Genomic DNA, 18,510 nt, shown 5'->3' on the forward strand with positions numbered 1-18,510 from the left:
GCATATTTAGCGACTGACACACCGCCTTCGCGAGCAAGCCCGCTCCCACATTGGACTCTTTGTGGCTGTTACACCTCGCTGGTCTGCGCCCTGCCGTGCACCGCCGCTTTCTTCGGCACTTCCTCCAGCAACGGAATTTCCTTGCCCTCGGCATCAAACAGCTTGCCGCCGCTGAAGTAATCCCCGTCCCGCAACGCCGCCACGTCCTGGAAGCACAGGCTGCGTTCCGTCCCGGCGACGAATACCGACTGCTGGTCCGAGTTGCCCGCGGTGAAGTGGTTGAACGCCAGGTTCAACAGGATCGCCATGATCGCCGACGAACTGATCCCCGAGTGGAAAATGGTCGCGAACCAGCTCGGGAAGTGATCGTAGAAACTCGGGGCCGCAATCGGGATCATGCCAAAACCGATGGAAGTGGCGACAATGATCAGGTTCATGTTGTTGCGGTAATCGACCTTGGACAAGGTCCGGATACCACTGGCAGCCACGGTGCCGAACAGCACGATCCCGGCCCCGCCCAGCACCGAAGTCGGCACTGCCGCAATCACCCGCCCCATGAATGGCAGCAGGCCGAGGATCACCAGGAATATCCCACCGGTGGCGACCACATAACGGCTCTTGACCCCGGTAACCGCCACCAGTCCGACGTTTTGTGCAAACGCGCTCTGGGTGAACGAGCCGAAGATCGGCGCAAACATGCTCGACAGCATATCCGCACGCAGGCCATTGCCGAGGCGCTTGGAGTCGACCTTGGTGTCGATGATTTCACCCACTGCCAGAATGTCCGCCGAGGTTTCCACCAGCGTCACCATCACCACGATGCACATGGAAATGATCGCCGCGAGATGGAAGGTTGGCATGCCGAAATGGAAGGGTGTGGGAAAGCCGAACATCGGGCCCTGGGTCACGCTGGAGAAGTCAGCCATGCCGAGGAACACCGCGATAACCGTGCCGATCACCATCGCCAGCAGGATCGACAGCCGCGAGATGGTCGCGCTGCCGATCTTGCTCAGCAGCAATACCAGCACCAGGGTCAGCGCCGCCAGGCCGATGTTCGGCATGCTGCCGAAATCTGCGGCGCGGCTGTTGCCGCCCATGGCCCAGCGGGCGGCGACGGGCATCAATGTCAGGCCGATGGTAGTGATCACAATCCCGGTAACCAACGGCGGGAAGAATTTGGTGATTCGCGAGAACACCGGGGTGATCAGCAGGCCTATCAGGGAGGCGGCCATCACCGCCCCGAGAATCGCCGGGATGCCACCCGCACCGTCGCTGCCAACAATCGCCACCATGGTCGCCACCCCGGCAAAGGACACCCCTTGCACCAGCGGCAACTGGCAGCCGAAAAACGGCAGCCCCAGGGTTTGCAACAGCGTAGCCAGGCCTCCGGCAAACAGCGAGGCAGCGATCAGCAGGCCAATATCGGCCGGCGACAACCCGGCCGCCTGGCCGACGATCAACGGTACAGCCACGATGCCGCCGTACATGGTGAGCACATGCTGCAGGCCGTAAGCCATGTTGGCCGCGACGCCGAGATTCTCATCTTCTGGCCGCTGCGGTGACGCCTTCGGGATAGTCATGGTGAGGGGTTCTCTGTTTTTGTTGTGCACTCACTGTATGCAATAGAAAGATTGGATGTCCATAGAGTTGTATACAATCATTTTCACAAGAACACCCTGAACGCCGTTACAAAAATCCATTCAGCCGCCCTGCCCCGTGGCTCGAAGCGCTGCGCACAAGGACTTGAAAAAAATGCTCAACCGCAAGCTGCGCATCCACGCCCCGGCGATTTACTACTTCGACATGGTTCGCCGCTGCCACTCGATCCGCGAAGCCGCGCGCCGCCTGAACGTGGCGTCTTCGGCGGTGAACCGGCAGATCCTCAAGCTGGAAGACGAGGTGGGCGCGGCGCTGTTCGAGCGCCTGCCCGGCGGCCTGCGCCTGACGGCGGCCGGGGAAATCCTGACCCGCCACGTGAGTTTCCTGTTGCAGGACGTGGAGCGCGTGCGCGGTGAACTGGATGGCTTGAACGGCGTGCAGACCGGCCATGTGGAAATCGCCACGGTGGAGGGCGCCACTGTGGAACTGCTGCCCGCCGCTCTCAAGCGCATGCGTGAGCGTTATCCGAAAGTGACTATTGGCGTCACGGTACAAGGTTCGCAATCGATTCCCGGTGCGGTGGTCAACGGCCAGGCTGACCTGGGGTTGGCCTTTGCCTTACCGCGCAGCAGCGAAACCATCCAGGTGTGTGTCGGCCATTTCCGCCTGGGGGCGTTGATGGCGCCGGGGCATCCGTTGGCCGGTGAAAGCAGCGTGAGTTACGCGCGCTGCTGTGAACACGGGGTGATCCAGGCCAAGAGCGAGCTCTCGGTTCACCACCTGATCGCACCGCTGCACAAGCGTTCGGCGGCGACGAACAAGCCACTGCTGCACAGCAACTCGATGGAGCTGGCCCGGCAACTGGCGCGCCAGCAACTGGGCATCGCGTTCCAGACGCGCATTGGCGTGGAGGTGGATTTAGCCCGCGGCGAACTGCTGCACATTCCGCTCAGCGACCAGGGCGGGATCTTCAGCGACCTGGGCTTGTACGCCCGCAAAGACCGGGACTTGCCGATGGCGGTGCAAGCCATGGCCCATCTGCTCAGTGAAGAAATCAGTTTGCGCGAACATCAGGAAACACCCTGGGCGCCGCGTATTTCCTGACTCTCAGGCCAGTTTCAGTGCTGCCGTTTTGGCATCGGCCCAGGCGAGATTCTGTTCTTTGGAACCTACAACGGATGTGCCGATACTGCGCCCGGCGACCCTTGCGCGGTCGCCATGAGCCAAAACGCCAAAGGAATTAAAACAATGAAAAAGGCACTGCACGGCGCAACCGTATTACTCACATTGTTCGGCGGCGGGGAGGCTGTCGCGCTGGAATGGATGAACAACAGCCTGGGATTTCGCTACGGCCAGCAGTTCACCAACCCGAACAACCCGGATGAATTCAGCAAGCGCATCTACAGCTTCACCCACGCCAGCGGCTACCAGTACGGCAGCAACTACCTGAACCTCGATGTGTTCCTGTCCGACAGCCGCGACCCGCGCAAGGGCACCGACCACGGCGGCAGCGAAGTGTATGCCGTGTACCGGCATCAGCTGTATGCCTCACGGGTATTCGATGTACCGCTGGGCACCGGGGTGATCAAGGATTACGCCCTCACCTTCGGCTTTGACGCCAACCGCAACAACAACCTGGCCTCGGCGAAAAAACGCGCACTGGTGATTGGCCCGACCTTGAAGTTCAACACCGTCGGCGTGCTGGACCTGAGCCTGATGTACTACAAGGAAAGAAACCATTCCGGCATCCCTGGCGCGAAAGAACCCGATCACACCTTCGACGATACCTACATGCTCAACCTGACCTGGATGCGGCCTTTCGAGATCGGCAACCACGGGGCGAAGTTTCAGGGGTTTATCAATCACGTCGGGGAAAAGGGCGAGGACTTCCATGGCCGCGACACCGCGCCGGAAACCCTGATGCGCACCGCGCTGATGGTGGCGGTGCGTCCGGGCAAAGGCGTCAAGCCCAATCTCTACCTGGGCGTCGGCTATGAGTATTGGCATAACAAGTTCGGCGTGGACGGCGGCCGGGGTAGCCGCACGTCAACGCCGACGGTGAACATGGAAGTGACGTTCTAGCGGGCGCGCACCAGGTCGGCATCGCCATCGTCGACCTTCGGTCGCGCCAGCCAGTAGCCCAACACGGCCAATGGCGCGGTCGCCAGCATCACGATCGCAGTGATCAACAGCGGCTGGTCGATCATCGACGACACGATCAGGCTCGCCAGGAAGCACAACCCCAACTGCAAGGTGTTCTGCAATGCCGCCGCCTTGCCGGAATTTTCCGCAAACGGCATCAGTGCATTCGCCACCACGATCGGGTAGCTGGCGCCATTGACCAGGGCCATCAGGCAGAACGGAATCAGCAAGGTGGCGAGCGTCGGCACGGTCAAGGTCGCGACGAGGTACAGCGCGACCATGCTGATGCAGTACGCCAGCAGCAGCCACGGCAACAAAGTCTTGCCCTGGAACCGCTGCAACGCACTGCGGCAACTGTAGCCACCGATCAGGAACGACAGCGTTGGCAATACGTAGCTCAAGCCGATGTCATTCGGGCTGTAGCCCATCCCGCCAAGGATGAACGGCGAGGCGGTAAGCCAGGCGAAGAAACTGGCCGAGCATGCGGCAAAGATCATCACGTTGCCGGTGAACACCCGCGACTTGAGCAATTGCCCATAGCCGATTCGGGACGGTTCGCCGTCGGTTGTCAGGCGTTTCGGCAGCGGCCTGAGAAACAACGTAGGCAGCAGCAGGAGCAGCGAAACCACCAACAACACACCGAAAATCGCCTGCCAGCCCCAGTGATTCAGCATCAGCGCTCCCAGCAATGGCGCCAGGGCCGGAGACAGTGACATCAGCGGCATGATGCCGGCGAACACCCGATGGGCCTTGTCCGCCGGGTAGCGGTCGATCACCAGCGCCTGCCAGCTGACGGCGGCGGAACACACGCCAATCGCCTGGACAAAACGCAAGGCCAACAGCTGCGGTGCGGTCTCGACCCAGCACATCCCCAGGCAGCCGAGCACAAACAGGGAAAGGCCCGTAAGCAGCACCGGCTTGCGTCCCAACCGGTCGGATAGCGGCCCCCACAGCAACTGCCCGACGGCAAAGCCGGCGAGGAAAATGCTCAGGCTCGCGCCCACCGCGCCGGGGGAAATCTGCAGTTGCTCGCCCATGGCGCCAAACGCCGGCAAGTACATATCCATGGCCAGATAGCCGAGCATGCTCAGCCCCGCCAGGTACCAGGTGAATCCAAAAGAATTTTTCATTGAAGCCTTGTATAACCTGCCATCAAACTATTTGCTGACTGGCACCTATTATGAAGCTGAGCAAATCCCTGTGAAGCGATAATAATTGGACACTCTTATCAATAATTTTGAAGACAAATCCCATGTGGTCTGAATATTCCCTGGATGTGGTGGATGCAGTGGCCCGCCACGGCAGCTTCAGCGCCGCCGCCCAGGAACTGCACCGCGTGCCGTCAGCCATCAGCTACACAGTGCGGCAACTTGAAGAATGGCTGGCGGTGCCGCTGTTCGTCCGACGGCATCGGGATGTGGAGCTGACACCCGCAGGTAAATTGTTCATCGACGAAGCCCGCGGCGTCATGAAAAAAATGCTCGGCACCCGCCGGCTGTGCCAGCAAGTGGCAAATGGCTGGAGTGGCCAGTTGAAAGTCGCGGTGGATTCCATCGTTAAACAGCAGCGCTGCCGGCAGTTGGTACTGGATTTCTATCGGCAGTTCCCGGAGGTGGAATTGCTGTTGGATTACGAGGTGTACAACGGGGTGTGGGATGCCCTGGCCGATGACCGCACCGATATCGTGATCGGCGCCACCAGCGCGGTGCCGGTGGCCAGTCAATTCACATTTCGTGACATGGGCCTGCTGAACTGGCTGTGCGTGGTCAGCAGCCGGCATCCGCTGGCAGCGGTCGAAGGCCTGCTCAGCGATGACCAATTGCGGCCCTTCGCCTCCCTGTGCATGACCGACACCTCGCGCAACCTGCCCAAGCGCGACACCTGGACCCTGGATAACCAGCGTCGTTTGGTGGTGCCGCACTGGGCTTCGGCGATTGATTGCCTGCGGGACGGCTTGTGCGTCGGCATGGCACCGGCGCACCTGGTGCAGCCGTGGATCGAGCGCGGCGAGCTGAGCGCCCTGCAACTGTCCCGGCCCTTCCCTGCCAGCCCGTCGTGCGTGGCCTGGGCACAGAACAAACTGTCGCCGGCCATGGCCTGGTTGCTGGATTACCTGGGGGATACCGAGACCCTGAATCAGGAATGGCTGAACGGGGTGCAGGTGGGCTCCGGCTACCCCGTTTGACTGATCGTTCCCACGCTCTGCGTGGGAATGCAGCCAGTGACGCTCCGCGTCAGCCTCATCCGTGTTTAGTCCAGAAGCCGGGAAAGTGCTCGCACGATCATCTCCACTTCCTTGGCATCGATGGTCAGCGGCGGCAGCAGGCGGATGATCTTGCCCCGCGTGACGTTGATCAGCAGGCCATGCTCTTGCGCCGCGCGCTGGGCCAGGTCGCGCTGAGGTGTTGCCAGTTCGATGCCGATCATCAGCCCCTGCCCGCGAATCGCCAGCACCTGGGGATGCTCGTTCAATTCCACCCGCAGGCGCGCCAGCAGCCGCTCACCCTGTTGCGCCGCGTTGTCCAGCAGGCCTTGTTCTTCGATGATCTCCAGCACCGTACAACCGACACGGCAGGCCAGCGGGTTGCCGCCGAAGGTGCTGCCGTGGCTGCCGGGGGTAAACAGTTGCGCAACAGCGGCCCGGGCCAGGCACGCGCCAATCGGCACACCGTTGCCGAGGCCTTTGGCCAGGGTCATCACGTCAGGCACGATGCCTTCATGCTGGAAGGCAAACCAGCGACCTGTACGGCCGATCCCGGTCTGGATCTCATCGAGCATCAACAACCAGCCTTGCCGGCTGCAGTGCTCGCGCAAGGCTTTCAGATAGCCCGGCGGCGCGACTTGCACGCCGCTTTCGCCCTGGATCGGCTCAAGCAGCACCGCAACAATGCGCGGGCCAAACTCCCGGGTCACGGCCTCCAGCGCCTTCAAGTCACCGAAGCCGACCTTGATAAAGTCCCCCGGCAGTTTTTGAAATCCCAACCGCACGGAAGGCCCGTCGCTGGCGGACAGGGTGCCCAGGGTGCGCCCGTGAAAGGCATTCTCCATCACCACCACCAGCGGCTGTTCGATGCCCTTTTTCCAGCCATGCAGCCGGGCCAGCTTCAGCGCCGTTTCGTTGGCTTCGGCACCGGAGTTGTTGAAGAACGCCTGGTCCAGCCCGGAAAGCCGGGTGAGGCGCTGGGCCAGGCGCTGCTGCCAGTCGATGCTGTAGAGGTTGGAGGTGTGCAGCAGCAAACCGGCCTGCTCACTGATGGCCGCTACCAGCCGCGGGTGGGAATGACCGACGTTGGTCACCGCCACACCTGCCACCGCATCCAGGTATTCACGGCCCTGCTGGTCCCACAGGCGCGTGCCAAGGCCACGGGTAAAGCTCAGGGGCGACGGTTGATAAGTGGTCATCAGGCAGGCGGCGGTCATGGCATCAAGCTCCAGTGCATCGTAGTGATGGCACCAGTATCGTTAGCCACCCGAGCTGGATAAACTGCACAACACTGCGATCACTTTAAACCAGGGCTTGATAATGGATCTGTTCCAGGCGATGACGGTGTACGTAAAAGTGGTGGAAGCCGGCAGCATGACGGCGGCGGCGCAGGCGTGCGGCATGTCCACCACCATGGTCGGCAATCACCTGCGCGCGCTGGAACAACGCCTGGGGGTCAGCCTGCTCAAGCGCACCACGCGCAAGCAAAGCCTGACCGAGTTTGGCGGGATTTATTACCAACGTTGCCTGGAGGTGCTGGGCCTGGTGGCCGACTCCGAGCAGATGGCCGAACAAGCCAACAGTGACGTGCCCAAGGGGCTGCTGCGGATCACCGCACCACCGGCCTTTGGCACCGAACGCCTGGCACCGGCGCTCAGCGAATTTTCCCAGCGCTACCCACAGATCAAGCTGTACGTGGTGCTGAGCAACCAGCGGATGGACATGGTCGACAGCGGCTTCGACGTGGCCATCCGCTTGGGCGACCTGGACGCGCCAAGCCTGATTGCCCGCCCCATGCAGGATTACACCATCACCCTCTGCGCCTCTGCGGAGTACCTGGCGCGCCGTGGCACACCTCAACGCCCCGATGATCTGCAGCAACATGACTGCCTGGCGTTCGCTTACCCGGCGACCGACGATTGGCGCAACGCCGACAAGTTGTGGCGAATGCGCGGCGCAGAGGGCGAAGTGGAAATTCCGGTTTCCGGCTCATTGACCATCAACAGTTCGCAGGCCTTGCGCCAGGCTGCCCTGGAAGGCATGGGCATCGTGATGCTGCCTGACGCCCTGGTCGAGCCAGACCTGCGGGCCGGGAAACTGGTGGCATTACTGACGGACTACCAACTGCCCAGCCGGCCCATGCATTTGCTGTACGCCCAGGACCGCTATCGCCTGCCCAAGCTGCGGGCGTTTGTGGACTTCGTCATGGAGAAATGGGCGCGCTAGAGGCTCACCCCCAGCTCGATCAAGCGCTCCCGGGTCTGCGCGGCAGACACGTGGTGAATCCCCTGCCAACCCAGCGCAGTAGCCGCCTCGGTATTGCCGGCTACATCGTCAATAAACACCACTTCACCCGGCTGGATATCCGGCAGATGGGCGCGCACCTGCGCCAGGCTGGCGTGGTAAATCGCAGGATCGGGCTTGATCAGCTTGATTTCGCCGGACACCACGATGTCGCGAAAATAATGCAGGAAGGGATAGTTGGCGCGGGCATAGGGAAAGGTCTCGGCGGACCAGTTGGTCAGGCCGAACAGCGGCATCTTCGCCTCATGCAAGGCTTCGAGGATCGCCACGCCCTCCGGCAATGAACCACGCAGCATCTCGTGCCAGCGGTCGTAGTACGCCTGGATCAGTGGTGCATGCTGCGGATGTTCGGCGATCAGCGCGCGGGTGCCCTCAGCCAGGCTACGCCCGGCGTCCTGCTCGGTGTTCCAGGCCTGGGTGCAGACGGTGTCCAGGAACCGTTGGCGCTCCCGGTCGTCGGTAATCAGCTGGCGGTAGAGATGGTGCGGGTTCCAGTCGAACAGGACACCGCCGAAATCAAAAACGACTGCACGAATCGTCATGTAGATCCTCCGTTAGCGTGGGTGTGATAACGGGCGCAGTCTGGCATGACGCGCACAAAAAAGCGGCCCCTGGAGGCCGCTTCTTCGTTACCGCAAGCGCTTAAGCCTGAATCAGGCCCTTGATCTTCACGGTCGGATTCACGTCAGCGTCGTAGTCCACGCCGTCGATCTCGAAACCGAACAGGCGCAGGAATTCCGCCTTGTAGCCGGCAAAATCGCTGATCTCGTTGACGTTGTCATCGGAGACCTGATCCCACAGGGCCGCTACCGCGTCCTGAACCTTAGGCTCAAGTTCCGCGAGGTCGGCACGCAGGCGGCCGTCGGCGTCGAGCTTGGGCTCTTTGCCATACAGGCTGTCCTTGAACAGGCCGTAGACCTGCTCGATGCAACCTTCGTGGGTGCCCTGCTCTTTCATCACTTTAAACAGCAACGACAGGTACAGCGGCATGATCGGGATCGCCGAGCTGGCCTGGGTCACTACTGCCTTGAGTACCGACACACGGGCGTCGCCTTTCAGCGCCGCGAGGTTTTCGCGCAGGGTCAGGACTTTCTTGTCCAGGTCTTTCTTGGCTTCGCCGATGGAGCCGTTCCAGTAGATGTCCTGGGTCAGCTTCTCGCCGAGGTAGGTGAACGCAGTGGTCTTGGCGCCTTCGGCCAACACGTCGGCGTCACGCAGGGCGTCGATCCACAGCTGCCAGTCTTCGCCGCCCATGACTTTCACGGTGCCGTCGATTTCTTCCTGGGTGGCCGGTTCGAGGGTGGTGTCGACCACGACGCCCTTGTCGGTGTTGATGCCGCGCAGGGTCACAGCCTTGCCGATCGGCTTCAGGGTGGAGTTGTGCACCACGCCTTGCGGGTCGGTACGGCGTGGCGCGGCCAGGCTGTAGACCACCAGGTCGATCTTGCCGAGGTCTTTCTTGATGGTTTCGATGGTCAGGCGCTTGATCTCGTCAGAGAACGCATCGCCGTTGATGCTCTTGGCGTACAGGCCTTTTTCCAGCGCAAACTTCTCGAAGGCGGCGCTGTTGTACCAGCCGGCAGAGCTGAGCTTGCCTTCTTCGCCTTCTTTCTCAAAAAACACGCCCAGGGTGTCGGCGCCGCAGCCAAAGGCAGCGCTGATGCGCGCGGCCAGGCCGTAGCCGGTGGAAGCCCCGAGGACCAGCACCTTTTTCGGGCCGCCTTCAATGGCACCGTGTTCGGTCACGTAGTCGATCTGCTCTTTGACATTCGCTTCACAGCCAACCGGGTGAGCGGTCACACAGATAAAGCCACGAACCCGCGGTTTGATGATCATAAAATTTCTGCCTCTTCCAAGGTGCCGAAGGCCAATGGTGGCCATTACAGCGTCAATCGTACCGGTCTATGACGCCCGGAAAACCGAAGCGTCACGATAGTCGCAAATCTTCTGTTCACAAAATGCTATCCGCAACACCGCCGACCTGACCATCCGCCGAGGCATTTTAGGGGGACAACGGTAAAAATCTGTGCTGCGACTTCACAAATTTCCAGCATTTAAAACGCCACGTGAGGGCGATAACACCCTATCATGACCATATTATTTCGATATGTTTCGGCTCGGGCATGATGCCCACGGGTTGACTGACTCCTTTGCCTGGCCTGCCAGTCAATCGCGGACGGTTTTGAAGCAATCGAAAACCGTCCGATGGAGCCCAGTTTCATGAGTAAGAGTGTCATCCGCAAACGCCTGGCATCCGCCGCTTGGGTCCTTGGCGTATTGCTGTTCATTTATTGCTTCCCCAAGACCACCCTGGTGTTTCTGCTGCTGGTGGTGTTCTGTGGACTGTATGACTTCCTACGCAATGGCCTGTACGACAGCGCGACCATCAAGAAGTATTTCATCGGCAACGGGCGCAATACCTGGCTGCTGGCACCGTTCAACACGCTGTTCGATTTGTTGAGCCAGCGTAATCGCCACGTTTATAAAATGAACGACTTGCCGCCGGCCTGGCGCGAAGACCTGCAAAAGGTGATCGACGACGCCATGGCCAACAAAGACGAGATCATCCAGTACCTGGATGAGCGCATGGCCGAGAAAAAACGCGGCATGCTGTTTTTCCAATGGTACGGCCGCCCGATCGAGACCACCCTGGATATCCCGCAACTGCGGGAAAAACTGCCCTACGTGAAAACCATCGGCGTGTCGGTATTCAACGAAAACCGTTCCACCTCGTTTCACTTCGGCCCGCTGCGCATGATGTTCCGCGTGCTCTACAACATGGCACCGGCGCCCCATCACGATGGCGTCTACATCCAGGTCGGCAAGCACAAACACTACTGGCACGATGATCCGCTGTTTATCTTCGATGACACGCTGATGCATGCCTCCTTCAACAAGAACGACGCCAAGCGCTACTGCCTGTTCATCGACATCGTGCGGCCAACCCTGGTGCCGTCGGTGCTCAACGGCCTGATCGCGGGCTTTGCCGGAGCAGTCTTTACCCTGCGTCGGTTTTTCTACAAAAACTGGAAGCTGATTCAGTAACTTCTGCGGCATGATGGTGCGCGACGGTGTTTGCGCTCGGCTCCAGTGCCGGGGAAAATGCCAGTCCAATGCGACCGAAAACGGCGCGCACTATCCTCAAGCCACTGGCCATGCATGGTCCGGTGGCTGTGCTTTCAGGGAATCAGAATGCCCCAAAGACAAGTCATCAATGCCTCCGTAAGCCCTAAAGGCAGCCTTGAAACGCTGTCGCAACGTGAAGTCCAGCAACTGAGCGAAGCCGGTACCGGCAGCATCTACACCCTCTTCCGTCAATGCGCCCTGGCCATCCTCAACACCGGCGCGCACATCGACAACGCCAAGACCATCCTCGACGCCTATAAAGATTTCGAAGTGCGCATCCACCAGCAGGACCGTGGCGTGCGCCTGGAACTGTTGAATGCACCGGCTGACGCGTTCGTCGATGGTGAAATGATCGCCAGTACCCGGGAGATGCTGTTCAGCGCCCTGCGTGACATCGTCTACACCGAAAACGAACTGGACAGCCAGCGCATCGACCTGAGCAGCTCCCAGGGCATCACCGACTACGTGTTCCACCTGCTGCGCAACGCCCGCACCCTGCGCCCGGGCGTCGAGCCGAAGATCGTGGTGTGCTGGGGCGGGCACTCGATCAATACCGAAGAATACAAATACACCAAGAAAGTCGGCCACGAACTCGGCCTGCGCAGCCTCGACGTGTGCACCGGCTGCGGCCCCGGCGTGATGAAAGGCCCGATGAAGGGCGCGACCATTTCCCACGCCAAGCAACGCATTACCGGCGGGCGCTACCTGGGCCTGACCGAACCGGGGATCATCGCCGCCGAGGCGCCGAACCCGATCGTCAATGAGCTGGTGATTTTGCCGGACATCGAAAAGCGCCTGGAAGCCTTCGTGCGCGTCGGCCACGGCATCATCATCTTCCCGGGCGGCGCCGGCACCGCCGAAGAGTTCCTGTACCTGCTGGGCATCCTGATGCACCCGGACAACCGCGACGTGCCGTTCCCGGTGATCCTCACCGGGCCGAAACACGCCGCGCCGTACCTGCAACAGTTGCACGCGTTCGTCGGCGCGACCCTGGGCGAAGCGGCCCAGGCTCATTACCAGATCATCATTGACGACCCGGCTGAGGTGGCCCGGCAGATGACCGTCGGCTTGAAAGCGGTCAAACAGTTCCGCCGCGAGCGCAACGACGCGTTCCACTTCAACTGGCTGCTGAAGATCGACGAGGGCTTCCAGCGCCCGTTCGACCCGACCCACGCCAACATGGCCAGCCTGCAACTGAGCCACGCGCTGCCGCCCCATGAACTGGCGGCCAACCTGCGCCGGGCGTTCTCGGGGATTGTGGCGGGCAACGTCAAGGACAAGGGCATCCGCCTGATCGAGCAGAACGGGCCGTATGAGATTCATGGCGACCCGGCGATCATGAAACCGCTGGATGAGTTGCTGAAGGCGTTCGTAGAGCAGCACCGGATGAAACTGCCAGGCGGCGCCGCCTACGTGCCGTGCTACCGCGTGGTGCAGTGAGTCAGCGCTGAACCGCTACGCACTTGATCTCCAGCAGCAAGCCTGGGTTGGCCAGTTCTGATACGCCAATGACCGTCCAGGCGCACAACCCGCGAGGGAACAGGCGGTTTTTCACTTCACGGAAAACCGCCATGTGCTCGCTCATGTTCACGTGGTAGGTGGTCATGTCGACCACGTCTTCAAACGTACAGCCCCCCTCCTCCAATACCAGGCGCAGGCTCTCCCAGGCGGCGACGAACTGTGCCTCGGGATCGGTGATGACTTCCAGGTGTTCCGTGCGGCCGACCTGCCCTGCGCAGTACAGGGTCTTGCCGACTTTTACGGCCGGGACGTAGCCGGCGCGCTCGACGATGGGGTGCATGGAAGTGGGGATGATGAGGTGGCGGTCGGTCATATGTTGTATCTCTTAAGGCTGGTTTCAGGCGTGTCGACGGGAAACGTTCGGACTATCGTTTTACCTGTTCCGACCCACCCACGCCAGATGAGTAACCTATGGACCAATGGATCTTGCCCTCCACTATTCCTTACCCTAAGGTAAGGAGTATCACGAGAGAGGCTTTCAACATGGCTACCGCCACACTCACTTCAAAAGGCCAAATAACCATTCCCGTTCAAGTCAGGGCCGCACTTGGGCTGAACACTGGCGACCGGGTCGAATTCGTCAAAATGGAAGAGGGCAAGTTTGCGATCATCGCGGCCAGCAAGACTGTGTTGGACCTCAAAGGGCTGATCCGCAAACCCGCCAAGCCCGTCAGCATCGAAGAAATGAACCTGGCCATCGCTGCACAGGGAGCCAAAGCACGATGATTGGACTGGATACCAATGTGCTGGTGCGTTACGTCACCCAGGATGATCCCGTCCAATCGCCAAAGGCATCCAGACTGATCGAGTCGCTCACCACTGCCTCGCCGGGTTTTGTCAGCCTGGTTTCAGTAGTGGAATTGGTGTGGGTCCTGCAGTCCAGTTACCAGTCAGCCAAGAGTGAAGTGGTTGCGGTCCTGGAGACGCTGCTGCGTACCCGCGAACTGACCGTAGAGCACGCCGACGTTATCTGGCAGGCACTCCGGCGATTTACAAGCACCAGGGCCGATTTCGCCGACTGCCTGATTGAACGCTGCGCCCACGCAGCAGGCTGTGAATATACGGCGACATTTGATGTCAGCGCGGCCAAGGCTACAGGTATGCGGCGGCTGACCTGAGGCGTCGCGTTGCAGAAGCGTCAAGGCTTTGGTAGAAAATGCCCTTACTGACTTTATCCAGAGACAAGACCAACGTGCGCACGCTTTTTCTCGCCGGCCTGGCATTAACGTCCCCATTGACCCTCGCCGAAGCCATCGCCTGGCCCGACCTGCCCGACACCTGCTTCGTCAGCGGTCGCTCCGCTACCAGTCAGGATGTGGACACCGGTTGTGCGGCGTTTCTGATCAATGTGAAGGGCAAGGCGGCAGGCACGCCGATCAAGCTGGATATCCCGCAGTACGCCATGCATGTCGACGAAGGCACCGGCAAGGAAACACCGGTGATCCTCATCCAGGCGGAAGAGAATGGCGATGTTAAAGCTGTAGGTTACAAGGAGCTTGGCACCGGCCAGTTGGGCGCGGCGCTGCTCAGGGAAGTTCGGCTTCTGGGTACGAAGAAGCCGATTTAAGCCATCGGAAAACGGTCAGCGAACCCAACCGCCGCCCTGCCAGTGATAGCCGTCGTTACGCTGCTCCCAATGCGGGTGAACATAACGATAACCTGGCCGTACCGGCTCCCAGTGGCCGTGAACCGCCACATAGCGCCCGCCTTCCCAACGCCAGTAGCCACGCGACCACAGGTAACCTGGCCGCCCTTCGGGCTCGACCTCGATGACCTGCACCGGCGGCGGTTGCGGCGCGACGACTTCTACATATTCACGCTGCACCGGTCGTCGATCATGTACGACCCGCTCCTCTACACACCCGGAAGCCGCGACGACCAAAGCCGCCAATGCCGCATAACGTAACAACATACAGAATCCTCGGGCGTGACCGCCCAGCGTTTATACCGGTAAAAAAAATGCCCCCTTGTTCCAGCCGCGCTCCTGCTCGGCCATAAGACTTTTTAACAGGTGCCAACTGTCAGCTTGCTGAACCCACGGGCAGACAGCAGGTAAAGAAAAACTGACCTTTTCAAGAGGCATAGACTGCGACCGGCTGTTTCAGTCGCACCAGAATCAGCCCGGCCACCACCACGGCGATCCCTGCATACGTCGACGCATGAATCTCATCGCCAAACATCAGTGCCGCCCACACCAGTGTCACGGGAGGCTCCAGGTACACCAATGTCGCCACATGGGTAGCCGTCATTACGCGCAACAACATCCACAGGCTCAGGTAAGCCACGAAGGTAGAGAACACCGTCAGCCAAACGATGGAGATCAATACGTCGGGGGTCCGCGGAATGCTCAGCGTATCGGTGTACAGCACCGCTGCAGCAAAGCCGATCAAGGTCAGCAACGACTGGATAAACAACGCCAGGCTCAGGTCGCCGGAGTCAGTGCGGGCCGCCCGCCGTTCGTACAGCGTGGCCACGGTCAGACCGAGTGCCGACACCAGGGGCAATGCATACATGACCCACCCGACTTCGGCCCCGCTGTTGCGGTATTGCCCGAAGATGACGATCGACACGCCGGCAAAACCGATCATCAACCCCAGCCACTGCCAGCCGCCGCTGCGTTCGGCGTGGCTACCCGATGACAGCGCCGCCGTCATCAATGGCTGCAGGGCCGCGATGATCGCCGCAATCCCCGGCGGCAAACCGTTCTGGATCGCCACGTAGACACAGGTCAAATAGAGAAACTGCGAGAGGAAACCCACCACCGCGTGATGGCGGATCTGTGCCCAGGAAACCTTCAGCAGCCGCACGTTCAAAAACAGCGCCAGGCACAACGATACCAGCAAGAAACGCCAAAACAGCACGTTGAACACGCCATCACTCCGGGTCGCCAGTTTCGCGCCGATAAACCCCGAACTCCACGACAGCACGAACACCGCCTGTAACAGCAACCGCCCCACGGTTGATCGCTTCATTGAGCCTCCGGTTCGCTTGATTGACCAAAAGGCTAAGTGCCGCGCATGATTCTGTATATTTGAATAATCTGTACCACTAATCCTTAAAAGTGGAATCATGAGCAAACAACTGAATATTGACCTGTTGCGCACTTTCCACGCGGTGGCCCGCTTCCAGCGATTCAACGAAGCGGCCAATCATGTGCATCGCAGTGCCTCGACGGTGACCACGCAGATCCAGAAGCTCGAAGACCAGGTCGGCCAACGCCTGTTCAGCCGCAGCAACCAGGGGGTTGAACTGACGATGTACGGCAAGAAACTCCTGGGCGAAACCACCGAATTCCTCAAGAGCCACGACCGCTTGCTGGCCTCCCTCACGCCGCAACGCATGCAGGGCAAGATTCGCCTGGGTTTGCCTGATTCCTACGCGCCAGACTTCATGCAGGAGTTCCTGCCCCGCCTGGTCGCCGACAACCCACTGCTGGAACTGGAGGTAGAGGCGCGCTCCAGTGGCGAACTGCTCACGCTGTTCGCCAGCAGGCAGTTGGACCTGGCCCTGATTGTCAGCGCCCAGCCGTTGGAACAAGGCGAGCGCCTGGGAGAAATCCAGCCGCTGTGGGTGGCCGCCGAACACTTCAGCTGCCCTCCGCAGGCGCCGCTGCCGATTGCCGTGCAACTGACAGGTTGCCCTTATCGCGCTGCAGCGATTCGAGCGCTGAAGGAGCACGGCACTTACTATCGGGTGCTGCTGGAAAGCGCGAGTTCGCCCGCTGTTGAAGCGTGTATCCGCAGTGGCATGGCGGTGGGGTTGGTGGAAGAAAGCCGCATGGGTAAGGGATTGACGCGCCAGATTGCTGGAGCTGAACTGCCGCCGCTGCCGCTGCATCACCTGTACCTGCTTGGCGACAGCAGCAACCTGTTGGCACTGCATCTGTATGAGCAGGTCAAGGCCGGCTTCAGCGTCTAGGGTGGTCCGAAACGCAACAGCACCGCATCGACAAATCGCCGCAGCTTGGCGGTGCGCTGGCGATTCGCGGTGTAGAGCAAATGCATCTGCCGACTTGGCGCCTCATAGTCCGGCAGCACTCGCACCAACTCACCGCTCTTGAGGGCCGAGCGCAAGAAATCCTCAGGCCCCAGCACAATCCCGAAACCATCCCGCGCGGCCGACATCAAGGCCCGGCTTTCATTCACGTGCAGGCGGCTGGCAACCTGCGCCTTGTGCAGGACGGCGCCTTGGTAGAACGACCATTCGCGATCCGCCGGGCGTGACCAGTAGGCGTATCCCAGGCACTCGTGGTGTTCAAGGTCAGCGGGCGTCAGCGGCGTGCCGCGCTCGGCCAGGTATTTGGGTGCCGCACAGACCACCAGGCGGTAGGGCTGCAGCGGCCGGGCGGTGAGGCTGCTGTTCGCCAGCGGGCCGATACGGAACGCCACTTCGTAGCCCTCCTCCACCAGGTCGACAAACCGGTCGGTCAGGTGCAGGTCGATTTCCACCTCGGGGTTATCGCGTAAAAATTCGGTCACCAGTGGCATCAGGCTGTAGGAGCCAAAAGTCACCGGGGCGCTGATCTTGAGCTTGCCCCGTGGTGTGTCATTCATGATCTGGGCGAGGGAGTCTGCGGCCTCTGCCTCTGTCAGGATATGTTTGCAGCGCTCGTAGTACGCGCTTCCCAACTCCGTCAGGCTTTGCCGGCGTGTGGTGCGGTTGAGCAGGCGTGCGCCCAGCCGCCGCTCCAGCGCCGCCACATGCTTGGCTACCATCTGCGGCGACATTCCCAGGCGTTCGGCAGCACGGGCGTAGGACCCCAGCTCGGCAGCCATCACAAAGGCACTCATGCTTGAAAGGCGGTCCATCATTCACAACTCCGAGTAACAACACCAAGACCAGAACGGCCATTTATCCTCATCCAGTAGCCAATCATCATAACGTCTCTCTCAACTCAGGAGCACCGACATGAAAATTGGCATCATCGGAGCAGGCTTTATCGGACGCGCCGTTGCGCAGTTGGCGTTGGCGGCCGGCCATGAAGTGATGTTGAGCAACTCCCGCGGCCCGCAGTCGATGAGCAGCGTGCTGAGTGGCATTCGTGGGGTTCAAGTGGGTACTGCGCAAGACGCCGCGCAATTTGGCGAACTGGTCCTGCTGGCGATTCCGTTCGAACATTACCGCAGCGTGCCGGCGCAGTGGCTGGAAGGCAAAACCGTGATGGATGCCAACAACTACTACCCGAACCGCGACGGCCATATTCCCGTGCTCGACCGCTTTGAAACCACCACCAGTCGGTTGGTGGCCGAGCACCTGTCGCAATCAAATGTGGTGAAAGTGTTCAACGCTATCCTGGCGCCGGACCTGACCCAGGATGCTCGCAGCCGCGGCGCACCCGACCGGCGCGCGCTCCCGGTCGCGGCGGATGACCCGGCAGCCAAGGCGCAAGTCATCGCCCTGCTGGACGAGATCGGCTTCGACGCAGTAGATGCCGGTGGGCTGGATGAGAGCTGGCGGTTTGAACGCGCCAAGCCGGCCTACTGCATACCTCTGGATAAAGAGGGACTGAAGGCAGCGTTGGCAGCTGCAGAGCGGCAGGTCGAGTTGCCCGTGCGCTGGTAACACCTGCAAAAAGCCCGCTGACCGTTACCGGTTCAGCGGGCTTTTTTTACATC

The 18,510-nt window shown here is 60.7% G+C and carries 20 protein-coding genes; 11 read left to right on the plus strand and 9 right to left on the minus strand.

All coding sequences use genetic code 11. The features are described 5' to 3' along the window. Positions 1-68: 68 nt before the first annotated feature. A complete protein-coding gene (locus tag ACW9I6_RS02290; RefSeq protein ID WP_010176247.1) occupies positions 69-1,580 on the minus strand; it encodes a nucleobase:cation symporter-2 family protein in 1,512 nt (503 codons plus the stop codon). Between the two features lie 172 nt (positions 1,581-1,752). Between ACW9I6_RS02290 and ACW9I6_RS02295 the strand changes: the two genes are divergently transcribed. Together ACW9I6_RS02295 and ACW9I6_RS02300 are read left to right on the plus strand one after the other, a co-directional pair. Next, complete coding sequence (locus tag ACW9I6_RS02295) at positions 1,753-2,703, plus strand: LysR family transcriptional regulator (protein WP_177040078.1); 951 nt, start codon at positions 1,753-1,755, stop codon at positions 2,701-2,703. Positions 2,704-2,847: 144 nt separating this feature from the next. Continuing rightward, positions 2,848-3,681 (plus strand): nucleoside-binding protein, encoded by an 834-nt coding sequence (locus ACW9I6_RS02300; RefSeq protein WP_177028733.1) that lies wholly within the window; start codon positions 2,848-2,850, stop codon positions 3,679-3,681. Here the strand turns inward: ACW9I6_RS02300 and punC are convergent. Then, positions 3,678-4,871, minus strand: a complete 1,194-nt coding sequence (gene punC / locus ACW9I6_RS02305; protein WP_457338803.1) for a purine nucleoside transporter PunC — start codon at positions 4,869-4,871, stop codon at positions 3,678-3,680. The two genes, ACW9I6_RS02300 and punC, sit on opposite strands and share 4 nt — an antisense overlap. 122 nt (positions 4,872-4,993) lie before the next feature. On the opposite strand from punC, the gene punR reads away from it, so the two are divergent. Further along, positions 4,994-5,926 carry a DNA-binding transcriptional activator PunR gene (gene punR / locus ACW9I6_RS02310; RefSeq protein ID WP_003218855.1) on the plus strand — a complete coding sequence of 311 codons (933 nt, stop codon included), beginning with the start codon at positions 4,994-4,996 and terminating at the stop codon, positions 5,924-5,926. Between the two features lie 65 nt (positions 5,927-5,991). Here punR and ACW9I6_RS02315 read toward each other — a convergent pair whose 3' ends face one another. Then, positions 5,992-7,161 (minus strand): acetylornithine/succinylornithine family transaminase, encoded by a 1,170-nt coding sequence (locus ACW9I6_RS02315; protein WP_457338804.1) that lies wholly within the window; start codon positions 7,159-7,161, stop codon positions 5,992-5,994. A gap of 103 nt (positions 7,162-7,264) precedes the next feature. Between ACW9I6_RS02315 and ACW9I6_RS02320 the strand changes: the two genes are divergently transcribed. Further along, the gene (locus ACW9I6_RS02320) at positions 7,265-8,170 is read left to right on the plus strand and encodes a LysR family transcriptional regulator (protein WP_102368413.1); all 906 of its coding nucleotides are present in this window, start codon (positions 7,265-7,267) and stop codon (positions 8,168-8,170) included. On the opposite strand, the gene ACW9I6_RS02325 is transcribed toward ACW9I6_RS02320, so the two are convergent. Both ACW9I6_RS02325 and fabV read right to left on the minus strand, forming a co-directional pair. Further along, on the minus strand, positions 8,167-8,790 hold the full coding sequence (locus ACW9I6_RS02325) for an HAD family hydrolase (RefSeq protein WP_457338805.1): 624 nt from the start codon (positions 8,788-8,790) through the stop codon (positions 8,167-8,169). The genes ACW9I6_RS02320 and ACW9I6_RS02325 overlap by 4 nt on opposite strands. A gap of 100 nt (positions 8,791-8,890) precedes the next feature. Beyond that, positions 8,891-10,084 (minus strand): enoyl-ACP reductase FabV, encoded by a 1,194-nt coding sequence (fabV, locus tag ACW9I6_RS02330; protein WP_008437660.1) that lies wholly within the window; start codon positions 10,082-10,084, stop codon positions 8,891-8,893. Between the two features lie 384 nt (positions 10,085-10,468). On the opposite strand from fabV, the gene ACW9I6_RS02335 reads away from it, so the two are divergent. Both ACW9I6_RS02335 and ppnN read left to right on the plus strand, forming a co-directional pair. Next, complete coding sequence (locus ACW9I6_RS02335) at positions 10,469-11,293, plus strand: aspartyl/asparaginyl beta-hydroxylase domain-containing protein (RefSeq protein WP_177050884.1); 825 nt, start codon at positions 10,469-10,471, stop codon at positions 11,291-11,293. Positions 11,294-11,440: 147 nt separating this feature from the next. After that, positions 11,441-12,814 carry a nucleotide 5'-monophosphate nucleosidase PpnN gene (gene ppnN / locus ACW9I6_RS02340; protein WP_003218868.1) on the plus strand — a complete coding sequence of 458 codons (1,374 nt, stop codon included), beginning with the start codon at positions 11,441-11,443 and terminating at the stop codon, positions 12,812-12,814. 1 nt (position 12,815) lies between these two features. On the opposite strand, the gene ACW9I6_RS02345 is transcribed toward ppnN, so the two are convergent. Beyond that, positions 12,816-13,208 carry a RidA family protein gene (locus ACW9I6_RS02345; RefSeq protein WP_003218870.1) on the minus strand — a complete coding sequence of 131 codons (393 nt, stop codon included), beginning with the start codon at positions 13,206-13,208 and terminating at the stop codon, positions 12,816-12,818. A 98-nt stretch (positions 13,209-13,306) separates the two neighbouring features. On the opposite strand from ACW9I6_RS02345, the gene ACW9I6_RS02350 reads away from it, so the two are divergent. The 3 genes from ACW9I6_RS02350 to ACW9I6_RS02360 all read left to right on the plus strand — a co-directional run bounded on the left by ACW9I6_RS02350 (position 13,307) and on the right by ACW9I6_RS02360 (position 14,462). Beyond that, positions 13,307-13,621 (plus strand): AbrB/MazE/SpoVT family DNA-binding domain-containing protein, encoded by a 315-nt coding sequence (locus ACW9I6_RS02350; protein WP_457338806.1) that lies wholly within the window; start codon positions 13,307-13,309, stop codon positions 13,619-13,621. Beyond that, entirely contained in the window at positions 13,618-14,013 is a 396-nt protein-coding gene (locus tag ACW9I6_RS02355; protein ID WP_003218874.1) for a PIN domain-containing protein, read from the plus strand. Before ACW9I6_RS02350 ends, ACW9I6_RS02355 begins: the two co-directional genes overlap by 4 nt. Positions 14,014-14,087: 74 nt before the next feature. Then, complete coding sequence (locus ACW9I6_RS02360; RefSeq protein ID WP_032899669.1) at positions 14,088-14,462, plus strand: hypothetical protein; 375 nt, start codon at positions 14,088-14,090, stop codon at positions 14,460-14,462. Between the two features lie 15 nt (positions 14,463-14,477). Here the strand turns inward: ACW9I6_RS02360 and ACW9I6_RS02365 are convergent, their stop codons facing one another. Together ACW9I6_RS02365 and ACW9I6_RS02370 are read right to left on the minus strand one after the other, a co-directional pair. Continuing rightward, a complete protein-coding gene (locus ACW9I6_RS02365; RefSeq protein ID WP_023659079.1) occupies positions 14,478-14,807 on the minus strand; it encodes a YXWGXW repeat-containing protein in 330 nt (109 codons plus the stop codon). A 160-nt stretch (positions 14,808-14,967) separates the two neighbouring features. Continuing rightward, positions 14,968-15,867, minus strand: coding sequence for a DMT family transporter (locus ACW9I6_RS02370; RefSeq protein WP_177080477.1), 900 nt, complete (start codon positions 15,865-15,867; stop codon positions 14,968-14,970). A 97-nt stretch (positions 15,868-15,964) separates the two neighbouring features. Between ACW9I6_RS02370 and ACW9I6_RS02375 the strand changes: the two genes are divergently transcribed. Continuing rightward, complete coding sequence (locus tag ACW9I6_RS02375) at positions 15,965-16,813, plus strand: LysR family transcriptional regulator (RefSeq protein WP_134325972.1); 849 nt, start codon at positions 15,965-15,967, stop codon at positions 16,811-16,813. Here ACW9I6_RS02375 and ACW9I6_RS02380 read toward each other — a convergent pair. Then, positions 16,810-17,706, minus strand: coding sequence for a LysR family transcriptional regulator (locus ACW9I6_RS02380; protein WP_173883044.1), 897 nt, complete (start codon positions 17,704-17,706; stop codon positions 16,810-16,812). The two genes, ACW9I6_RS02375 and ACW9I6_RS02380, sit on opposite strands and share 4 nt — an antisense overlap. 97 nt (positions 17,707-17,803) lie before the next feature. Between ACW9I6_RS02380 and ACW9I6_RS02385 the strand changes: the two genes are divergently transcribed. Further along, on the plus strand, positions 17,804-18,457 hold the full coding sequence (locus ACW9I6_RS02385) for an NADPH-dependent F420 reductase (RefSeq protein WP_307517111.1): 654 nt from the start codon (positions 17,804-17,806) through the stop codon (positions 18,455-18,457). Positions 18,458-18,510 lie beyond the last annotated feature (53 nt).

The sequence above is a fragment of the Pseudomonas sp. SDO5522_S412 genome, assembly GCF_054071215.1.